Raw genomic sequence first — 10,931 nt, 5'->3', positions numbered from 1 at the left:
TGGTGGGGGAACGCGCGATCCACCACCATCCGATTCGGGTTTTGTCGGGACAAAAGAACAGCGGGGGGACGCAGACACAGCAACGAAGGATGAGATATGTGTGCAGCTCCCGCCCGACATCGCGCCGCTCGCACCTCGAAAGGTGAGCCGGAGATCTGGTCTGCCAAAGAACTCGTCGACGGCGTTGGGCGCGGACGCACCGCCAGGCACAGCCGGACCACACCGTCCAAATATGCCGGCCACATCGGCCGCGTCGGCGCCCTGGCAGTGTCGTTGGGAGTCGGTTTCGCCGTCGCCAACTCGGCCGGCGTCGCGTACGCAGACAGCGACACCGACTCATCGGTCTCGACATCGGACAACAACTCGTCGGCAAGTGGCCCCTCAGTGGCCGCGCCGGCGACATCCCCGGATACCGGTGGGTCTGACCACACAGAGTCGCAGACCGATGCCACCGACCCCGACGCCGACGAAGACCCCGTCGAGGACGACGTTGACGACAGCGCCGAGGAACCGGCCGCCGATCCGTCCCTGGAGACGGAGCCAGACTCAGACCCGCACGACCCAGGCCTCGACGAACCGGACCTCGACGACACATCGGGCGACATCCCCGACAGCGATACCTCCTCGCCTGTCGACACGGACGAAGGTTCCGGATCCGCGCCGGTGATCGAGGCGTCGGCTCCGCCGCGCCAGAGCGGACCTGACGAAGACACCGTCGATGCTGCCCTTGGGGCCGACTCGGACATCGAACTCTCCGACACGCCACCGGTCGAGGTCGACGAACCCCAGATCGCGGTCGTCTCGCTCACGGACACCGGCACGGCCCCGGCGGCATCCTCACTGGAACTGGAAAGCTCCGAGTCGGTCGGTCTCTTCACCGCCGTCGTGTCCAATGTGGTGGCGCCGTTGGCAGATCCCCAGGCCCCAGCGCGTGCGCCCTGGCTCGACGCGCTGTTGGCATGGGTCCGCCGCCAGATCAGCCATACGTTCTTCAACAAGAGTCCTGTGTACGGACCGATCACCACCGAGCAGATCTTCACCGGTCAGTTGCTCATCGATCTGCATGCCACCGATCCCAATGGCGACCCGCTGACCTACGACATCATTCAGCCCGAGCACGGCTGGGTTTTCCGCGATCTGATCACCGGCCGCTTCATCTACACACCGTACGAACTCGTGGCCGGTGACCCGCTGCAGGACAGCTTCCAGGTGGTCATCCGGGACGATTCCGAGCATCTCAGCGGCGCGCTGGGCAGCATCCAAAGCCTGCTGCACAGTGTGGCCCGGATGTTCGGACTTGCCCAGGCCGATAACGTCACCGTCACCATTCCGGTGTTCGTCGATCCCGTCATCCAGTTGCCACCGTTGATCACCCCGATCGCGGGTCTCGGCTATACGCTCGGCGGTGATCCGGTGAAACTGGTGTCTGGTGTCGCCGTGGCGGACGGGGATTCGGATCACCTGTCCGAAGTGATCATCAAACTCGCGACACTGGCACAGGACGGCGATCTCCTGGAATACGCCGCGATCGAGGGGAACCCGATCACCGCCACCTGGGATGCGCAGACGAAAAGCCTGACGCTCAGCGGTATTGCGAGCAAGGCGCAGTACAAGCAGGCGATCGAGGCGGTGACCTTCTCGGCCACCGGAGGTGCGCTGCTGGTGCGAGGTGTGACGCTGTCGGCGACTGACGAGCACGGTATCGAGAACATCGCGCCCGGGTTCGTCACCGTCGGGGTGTGGCCGGCTGTCAAGCTGCCGCCGTTGGTGACCCCGCTGCCCGGCTTGGGCTTCACCATCGGCGATGACCCGGTGAAACTGGTTTCGGCGGTCGACATCGCCGACGGGGACTCTGACTACCTGTCCAAGTTGATCCTCAAGATTGCCACCCTGGCCCAGGCCGGCGACGTTTTGGGCTACGTTGCGCCGGAGGACAATCCGATCATCGCGACATGGGACTCCACCACGAAGACGTTGACGTTGTCCGGAGTTGCGACCAAAGCACAGTACGAGCAGGCGCTCAAAGCGGTGACATTCTCAGCGACCGAAGGCGCACTCCTGGTTCGCGGAGTGACCATCTCCGCGACTGACGCCGACGGTGTGGACAACATCGCTCCCGCCTTGGTCACTGTCGGTGTCTGGCCTGCCACGCAACTGCCGCCCCTGGTGACGCCGTTGCCAGGTCCTGGCTACACACTCGGCGGCGATCCGGTCAAGCTGGTGTCTGCCGTGGGCATAGCCGATGGCGACTCGGACCAGCTGTCCGAGGCGATCTTGAAGATCGTGACGCTCGGCCAGGACGGTGATGTGCTGGGTTACGTTGCCCCGTCCGGTAATCCGATCGTCGGCTCCTGGGATGCCGGCTCCAGGACCTTGACGTTGTCGGGGGTGGCGACCAAGGCCCAGTACGAAGAGGCGCTCAAGGCGGTGACGTTCTCGGCCACCGGAGGTGCGCTGCTGGTCCGGGGTGTGTCGATCTCGGTCACCGACGAAGACGGGGTTGCGAACATCGCGCCGGGATTCGTCACCGTCGGTGTGTGGATGGCGACCCAGTTACCGCCGCTGGTGACACCCGTCGGTGCTCCCACCCACACGCTCGGTTCGGCGCCGGTGAAGCTGGTCTCGGCCGTCGACATCGCCGACGGCGACTCCGACTACCTGTCCGAGGCCGTGCTGAAGATCGCGCTGCTCGGTCAGTCCGGTGATGTGCTGGGTTATGTTGCGCCGTCCGGTAATCCGATCACCGGATCCTGGGATGCCGGCAGTCGTACGTTGACACTGTCGGGGCTGGCGACCAAGGCGCAGTACGAGGAAGCGCTCAAGGCGGTGACGTTCGCGGCGACCCAGGGTGTGGGTCTGGTGCGCACCATCACCATCGATGTCACCGATGACACCGGCGTGCAGAGCCTGACCTCGGGAATCGTGCTCGCCGGTGCGCGCTGGTCATTGCCGCCTTTGGTGACACCTGTCGGTGCACCCACCTACACGCTCGGCGCCGCGCCGGTGAAACTCGTATCCGGGGTCGATGTCGCCGACGCCGACTCAGGGTTCCTTTCCAAGGCCGTGCTGAGGATCACGTTGCTGGGTCAGTCCGGTGATGTGCTGGGTTATGTTGCGCCGTCCGGTAATCCGATCACCGGATCCTGGGATGCCGGCAGTCGTACGTTGACACTGTCGGGGCTGGCGACCAAGGCGCAGTACGAGGAAGCGCTCAAGGCGGTGACGTTCGCGGCGACCCAGGGTGTGGGTCTGGTGCGCACCATCACCATCGATGTCACCGATGACACCGGCGTGCAGAGCCTGACCTCGGGAATCGTGCTCGCCGGTGCCAGGAATCCGCTTCCGCCGCTGGTGACGCCGTTCGGCGGACGGTCGTACACGATCGGTAAGCAGCCGGTGAACCCAGTCGCGGCTGTCGACATCGTCGACGCCGACTCTGACTACCTGACGAGTGCGACCGTCGAGGTCACGCTGTTCGGCCGTTCCGGCGATGTGCTGGCCTACAGCGGCCTGGCGGGAGTACCGATCAGCGCCACCTATGACGCGGGCAGCAGGACGCTGACGCTCACTGGTACCGCGACCAAGTCCCAGTATGAAGCGGCACTCAAGGCCATCACCTTCACTGCGACCGGCGGAGCTTGGACGACAAGGACTTTGGCGATCAGGGTCACCGACGACGCCGGCGTTCGCAGCTCGGCAGGTCTGTTGACGCTGTCGGTGTGGTGACCGACCCCCGGACACGTCCCGATAGATATGCCGGCGGCCTACCTGGCCACCGGAAGTAGGCGCTGGATCTCCACGCCCTCGCGGCCATCGACAACTTCATACCGGACATGAGCAATACGGAGGACGTATGTGTGCAAACCCGGCCCGTCATCGCGTACAACGCAAGGGTGCGTCTGGCCCCGAGGTCGGGTTCTGGTCAGCCGAGTGCCTCGTGGAGCGTGCCCGGGAGGGCGGATCGGCGAAGCACTCGCGCAGGACGACGTCGAAGTACGCGCTACACATTGGCCGGGTAGGTGCGCTCGCCGTTTCACTCGGTGTCGGTTTGGCGGTCGCCAACGCCGGAGTCGCATACGCCGATTCTGACACCGACTCGTCGGTGTCAGAATCGAAACCTGATGAGGCGTCCACCTCGTCAGGGCCGGCACGGGGCGATTCGGTAGAGCGGGACACTCCGGCGGACGACACACACTCCGACGCCGGAGCCGACGCGGAGGTGGCGGACGACGATGACGAGAGCGAGGACCCTGATGCCGACGTAGGCGCCTCCGACGAAGAGTCTGACACCGAGTCCGATGACGATTTGCCGCCAGCGAACGGCTCGGACACCGAATCAGCCGAAACCGACGAGGGCGCCCCAGACGTCGGCGACCATGTCGAGCAGTCGGGTTCTGGCTCTGCCGCGGGCGAGGAGGTCGGGGACGACGAGTCGGGTCTCGCAGCACCCGACGGCGAGATCGGAGATGCAGACGACGGGGATGTCTCGGCCGGAACCGGCACCGAGGCCGTCGCGGAGAACGCTGCAGCGGATGACGTCAAGGTGGTGGACGTGGTCACTCCGTCGACCACCCCTGTCGTGCGGGCCACCGCCTCTCAGTCGAGCGTCGAGACCGTTGACGTCGTGACGGCTTTGGTATCCGCAGTGGTATCGCCGTTCGCCAGCCCCAACGCGCCGGCGCAGGTGCCGTGGTTCGATGCGTTGCTCGCCTGGGTGCGACGTCAGGTATCCCATACCTTCTTCAACAAGACACCCGTGTACGGACCGATCACGATCGAAAAGCTCTTCACGGGGCAACTCTCGATCGATGTGAAGGCGACGGACCCGAACGGCGATCCGTTGACCTACGACATCATCCAGCCGCAACACGGAGTGGTCTTCCGGGACTTGATCACCGGAAAATTCATCTACACCCCGACCACGATCGTGACCGGCCAGCCATTGCCGGACACGTTCCAGGTCGTTATTCGGGATGACTCCGAGCACCTCACCGGCCCACTCGGGACGATTCAGAAGCTCTTCCACGGAATAGCAAGGCTTCTCGGCATGGCCGAGAAGGACAACGTGACCGTCACCGTCCCGGTCACGATCGATCCTCTCGTGCAGCTGCCGCCGACAGTCGTGACAGCCGGACTCCCGATCTTCAAACTGGGAGGTTCTCCCGTAAAGGTGCTGTCGTCGGCCGTCATCACCGACACGGATTCGGATCAGATCGCCAAGGCCACGATCAGGATCGCGACATCTGGTCAAGACGGCGACATACTCAACTACAACGCGCCGGACGGCAGCCCGATCACCGCGTCGTGGGATGCGGCAACCCGGACGCTGACATTGTCCGGGATGGCGACTGCTGATGAGTACGAACAAGCGCTCCTTGCAGTGACCTTCACCGCAACGACCGGGGGACTGGCGCGCGGCGTTTCGATCTCTGTCACCGACGACACGGGTCTGCAGAGTGTGGTGCCGGGTGCGGCGATCGTGTCGGTGATTGGTGTGCCGCCGACGGTGGCGGTGATCGGCACCCCGATTTTCAAGCTCGGTGGTGCCCCGGTGAAGGTGGTCTCCTCGGTCACCCTGAGCGACCTCGATTCGGACAACCTGTCCGGGGCCACCCTGGTGATCTCCTCGGCGTACAAGACCGGTGATGTTTTGAGTTACGCCGCACCGGACGGGAATCCGATTACAGCCAGCTGGGATGCGGTGACGCGCACTCTGACGTTGTCGGGGGTGGCGACCCTCGACCAGTACGAACAGGCGATCAAGGCGGTCACCTTCAGTGCTTCTGAGGGTGGGATCGCGCGCGGGATTTCGGTGCATGTGACCGATGACGCCCAGGTGCAAAGCCTGGTGCCGGGTGCGGCGATCGTGTCGGTGATTGGTTTGCCGCCGACGGTGGCGGTGATCGGCACCCCGATCTTTAAGCTCGGTGGTGCCCCGGTGAAGGTGGTCTCCTCGGTCACCCTGAGCGACCTCGACTCCGACCACCTGTCCGGTGCCACCCTGGTGATCTCCTCGGCCTACAAGACCGGCGACGTGCTCAACTATGTTGCTGTTGAGGGCAGCCCGATCACCGCGTCGTGGGATGCGGCGACCAGGACGTTGACCCTCAGCGGCGTGGCCACCCTCGACCAGTACGAGGCGGCGATCAAGGCGGTCACCTTCAGTGCTTCTGAGGGTGGGATCGCGCGCGGGATTTCGGTGCATGTGACCGATGACGCCCAGGTGCAAAGCCTGGTGCCGGGTGCGGCGATCGTGTCGGTGATTGGTGTGCCGCCGACGGTGGCGACGATCGGCACCCCGATCTTTAAGCTCGGTGGTGCCCCGGTGAAGGTGGTCTCCTCGGTCACCCTGAGCGACCTCGATTCCGACCACCTGTCCGGGGCCACCCTGGTGATCTCCTCGGCCTACAAGACCGGTGATGTTTTGAGTTACACCGCACCGGACGGGAATCCGATCACCGCGTCGTGGGATGCGGTGACGCGCACTCTGACGTTGTCGGGGGTGGCGACCCTCGACCAGTACGAACAGGCGATCAAAGCGGTCACCTTCAGTGCTTCTGAGGGTGGGATCGCGCGCGGGATTTCGGTGCATGTGACCGATGACGCCCAGGTGCAAAGCCTGGTGCCGGGTGCGGCGATCGTGTCGGTGATTGGTGTGCCGCCGACGGTGGCGACGATCGGCACCCCGATCTTTAAGCTCGGTGGTGCCCCGGTGAAGGTGGTCTCCTCGGTCACCCTGAGCGACCTGGATTCCGACCACCTGTCCGGGGCCACTCTGGTGATCTCCTCGGCCTACAAGACCGGCGACGTGCTCAACTATGTTGCTGTTGAGGGCAGCCCGATCACAGCCCACTGGGATGCGGTGACGCGCACTCTGACGTTGTCGGGGGTGGCCACCCTCGACCAGTACGAACAGGCCATCAAAGCGGTCACGTTCAGTGCTTCTGAGGGTGGGATCGCGCGCGGGATTTCGGTGCATGTGACCGATGACGCCCTGGTGCAGAGCGTGGTGCCGGGTGCGGCGATCGTGTCGGTGATTGGTGTGCCGCCGACGGTGGCGGTGATCGGTGCCCCGATTTTCAAGCTCGGTGGTGCCCCGGTGAAGGTGGTCTCCTCGGTCACCCTGAGCGACCTCGACTCCGACCACCTGTCCGGTGCCACCCTGGTGATCTCCTCGGCCTACAAGACCGGCGACGTGCTCAACTATGTTGCTGTTGAGGGCAGCCCGATCACCGCGTCGTGGGATGCGGCGACCAGGACGTTGACCCTCAGCGGGGTGGCCACCCTCGACCAGTACGAACAGGCCATCAAAGCGGTCACCTTCAGTGCTTCTGAGGGTGGGATCGCGCGCGGGATTTCGGTGCATGTGACCGATGACGCCCAGGTGCAAAGCCTGGTGCCGGGTGCGGCGATCGTGTCGGTGATTGGTGTGCCGCCGACGGTGGCGGTGATCGGCACCCCGATCTTTAAGCTCGGTGGTGCCCCGGTGAAGGTGGTCTCCTCGGTCACCCTGGGCGACCTCGACTCCGACCACCTGTCCGGGGCCACCCTGGTGATCTCCTCGGCCTACAAGACCGGTGATGTTTTGAGTTACACGCACCGGACGGGAATCCGATCACCGCGTCGTGGGATGCGGCGACCAGGACGTTGACCCTCAGCGGGGTGGCCACCCTCGACCAGTACGAACAGGCGATCAAAGCGGTCACCTTCAGTGCTTCTGAGGGTGGGATCGCGCGCGGGATTTCGGTGCATGTGACCGATGACGCCCAGGTGCAAAGCCTGGTGCCGGGTGCGGCGATCGTGTCGGTGATTGGTGTGCCGCCGACGGTGGCGGTGATCGGCACCCCGATCTTTAAGCTCGGTGGTGCCCCGGTGAAGGTGGTCTCCTCGGTCACCCTGGGTGACCTGGATTCCGACCACCTGTCCGGGGCCACTCTGGTGATCTCCTCGGCCTACAAGACCGGCGATGTGCTCAACTATGTTGCTGTTGAGGGCAGCCCGATTACAGCCCACTGGGATGCGGTGACGCGCACTCTGACGTTGTCGGGGGTGGCCACCCTCGACCAGTACGAACAGGCGATCAAAGCGGTCACGTTCAGTGCTTCTGAGGGTGGGATCGCGCGCGGGATTTCGGTGCATGTGACCGATGACGCCCAGGTGCAAAGCCTGGTGCCGGGTGCGGCGATCGTGTCGGTGATTGGTGTGCCGCCGACGGTGGCGGTGATCGGTGCCCCGATCTTTAAGCTCGGTGGTGCCCCGGTGAAGGTGGTCTCCTCGGTCACCCTGGGTGACCTCGACTCCGACCACCTGTCCGGGGCCACCCTGGTGATCTCCTCGGCCTACAAGACCGGCGACGTGCTCAACTATGTTGCTGTTGAGGGCAGCCCGATCACCGCGTCGTGGGATGCGGCGACCAGGACGTTGACCCTCAGCGGGGTGGCCACCCTCGATCAGTACGAGGCGGCGATCAAGGCGGTCACGTTCAGTGCTTCTGAGGGTGGGATCGCGCGCGGGATTTCGGTGCATGTGACCGATGACGCCCAGGTGCAAAGCGTGGTGCCGGGTGCGGCGATCGTGTCGGTGATTGGTGTGCCGCCGACGGTGGCGGTGATCGGCACCCCGATTTTCAGCTCGGTGGTGCCCCGGTGAAGGTGGTCTCCTCGGTCACCCTGAGCGACCTCGACTCCGACCACCTGTCCGGGGCCACTCTGGTGATCTCCTCGGCGTACAAGACCGGTGATGTTTTGAGTTACGCCGCACCGGACGGGAATCCGATTACAGCCAGCTGGGATGCGGTGACGCGCACTCTGACGTTGTCGGGGGTGGCGACCCTCGACCAGTACGAACAGGCGATCAAGGCGGTCACGTTCAGTGCTTCTGAGGGTGGGATCGCGCGGGGGATTTCGGTGCATGTGACCGATGACGCCCTGGTGCAGAGCGTGGTGCCGGGTGCGGCGATCGTGTCGGTGATTGGTGTGCCGCCGACGGTGGCGGTGATCGGCACCCCGATTTTCAAGCTCGGTGGTGCCCCGGTGAAGGTGGTCTCCTCGGTCACCCTGGGTGACCTCGATTCCGACCACCTGTCCGGGGCCACCCTGGTGATCTCCTCGGCCTACAAGACCGGCGACGTGCTCAACTATGTTGCTGTTGAGGGCAGCCCGATCACCGCGTCGTGGGATGCGGCGACCAGGACGTTGACCCTCAGCGGGGTGGCCACCCTCGATCAGTACGAGGCGGCGATCAAGGCGGTCACGTTCAGTGCTTCTGAGGGTGGGATCGCGCGCGGGATTTCGGTGCATGTGACCGATGACGCCCAGGTGCAAAGCGTGGTGCCGGGTGCGGCGATCGTGTCGGTGATTGGTCTACCGCCGACGGTGGCGGTGATCGGCACCCCGATTTTCAAGCTCGGTGGTGCCCCGGTGAAGGTGGTCTCCTCGGTCACCCTGAGCGACCTCGACTCCGACCACCTGTCCGGTGCCACCCTGGTGATCTCCTCGGCCTACAAGACCGGTGATGTTTTGAGTTACACCGCACCGGACGGGAATCCGATTACAGCCAGCTGGGATGCGGTGACGCGCACTCTGACGTTGTCGGGGGTGGCCACCCTCGACCAGTACGAACAGGCGATCAAGGCGGTCACCTTCAGTGCTTCTGAGGGTGGGATCGCCCGCGGGATTTCGGTGCATGTGACCGATGACGCCCAGGTGCAAAGCCTGGTGCCGGGTGCGGCGATCGTGTCGGTGATTGGTGTGCCGCCGACGGTGGCGACGATCGGTGCACCGACGTACACCATCGGAACCGCTCCGGTGAAGCTGCTGACATCGGCCAGTATCGCCGACGCTGATTCCGACAATCTGTCTGCAGCGACCGTCACGATCGCGACGCTGGGTCAGGCCGGCGATGTACTCGGTTACGTCGCTCCGGCAGGCAATCCGATCACCGCGACCTGGAACGCCGGCACTCGCACGCTGACACTCACCGGTGTGGCGACCAAGGCCCAGTATGAGGCGGCACTCGAAGCCGTCACATTCTCGGCGACCGGAGGCGCGCTCCTTGTCCGAGGGATCGTGATCACGGTGACCGATGAGACCAACGTGGACAGTGTGCTGCCCGGCGCGGCGACTGCCAACGTCCGGTACTCGCTGCCGCCCTCGGTGGTCACAGTCGGAACGCCTACTCACACAATCGGCACGGCACCCGTCACGTTGTTGTCATCTGCGACCATCACCGACGCTGACTCTGACTACTTCTCGTCGGCAAGGGTCACGATCGAGACCCTCGGTCAGTCCGGTGACGTACTCGGATACGTTCAGCCTGCAGGTAATCCGATCACCGCCACGTGGGATGCGGGCAGCAGGACACTGATACTGAGCGGCGTCGGAACCAAGGCTCAGTACGAGGAGGCGCTCAAGGCAGTCACCTTCTCGGCGACAGGCGGGATCCTCTTCGTCCGGGGGATCTCCGTGTCGGTGACCGACGAGACCGGGGTCAGCAGCTCCGGCCTGCTCAACGGCGCCGCCACCGCCACAGTGCGGGAGAACTCAGCGCCTGGACTATGGATCACCGGTGGAAAGTCCTACAACCGTAACGATTCGCCGATCAATCCTGTTGTCACGCTGGATATCACCGATGACCTTGGTTACCTGTCCGGCGCGACACTGAAGGTCACCAGCTTCGTACAGTCCAACGACACCCTTGGTTACGTGCAGCCGGCGGGCAATCCGGTAACGGCTTCCTGGGACCCGGGTTCCAAGACGCTGACCCTGTCGGGAACGGCGACCGTCGCCCAGTACGAGCAGGCGCTGCGGGCCGTCACGTTCTGGGCGAACCAGGGCGCATGGACCACGCGAACCATCGCGGTCACCATCACCGACAACGGGGGCAAGAGCACCTCGGGTTCGTTGACCGTTTCGGTGTGGTGACCCGGAGGC

Annotated in this window: 4 protein-coding genes; all 4 read left to right on the top strand. The window is 64.5% G+C overall.

Annotated elements, in window-relative coordinates; genetic code table 11:
• Positions 1-96: 96 nt before the first annotated feature.
• The 4 genes from ACNUDN_RS22820 to ACNUDN_RS22805 all read left to right on the top strand — a co-directional run bounded on the left by ACNUDN_RS22820 (position 97) and on the right by ACNUDN_RS22805 (position 10,922).
• Positions 97-3,726, top strand: a complete 3,630-nt coding sequence (locus tag ACNUDN_RS22820) for a hypothetical protein (protein WP_419124009.1) — start codon at positions 97-99, stop codon at positions 3,724-3,726.
• Between the two features lie 493 nt (positions 3,727-4,219).
• Positions 4,220-7,651 (top strand): hypothetical protein, encoded by a 3,432-nt coding sequence (locus ACNUDN_RS22815; RefSeq protein WP_431960681.1) that lies wholly within the window; start codon positions 4,220-4,222, stop codon positions 7,649-7,651.
• A gap of 11 nt (positions 7,652-7,662) precedes the next feature.
• The gene (locus tag ACNUDN_RS22810) at positions 7,663-8,649 is read left to right on the top strand and encodes a hypothetical protein (protein ID WP_431960679.1); all 987 of its coding nucleotides are present in this window, start codon (positions 7,663-7,665) and stop codon (positions 8,647-8,649) included.
• Positions 8,646-10,922, top strand: a complete 2,277-nt coding sequence (locus tag ACNUDN_RS22805; protein WP_431960677.1) for a hypothetical protein — start codon at positions 8,646-8,648, stop codon at positions 10,920-10,922. The genes ACNUDN_RS22810 and ACNUDN_RS22805 overlap by 4 nt, the downstream gene beginning before the upstream one ends.
• Positions 10,923-10,931 lie beyond the last annotated feature (9 nt).

This window comes from Mycobacterium sp. smrl_JER01, from assembly GCF_048513595.2.
Classification (GTDB): domain Bacteria; phylum Actinomycetota; class Actinomycetes; order Mycobacteriales; family Mycobacteriaceae; genus Mycobacterium.
Note: the sequence above shows the minus strand (reverse complement) of the source record. Positions and strands in the feature narration are given on the sequence as shown.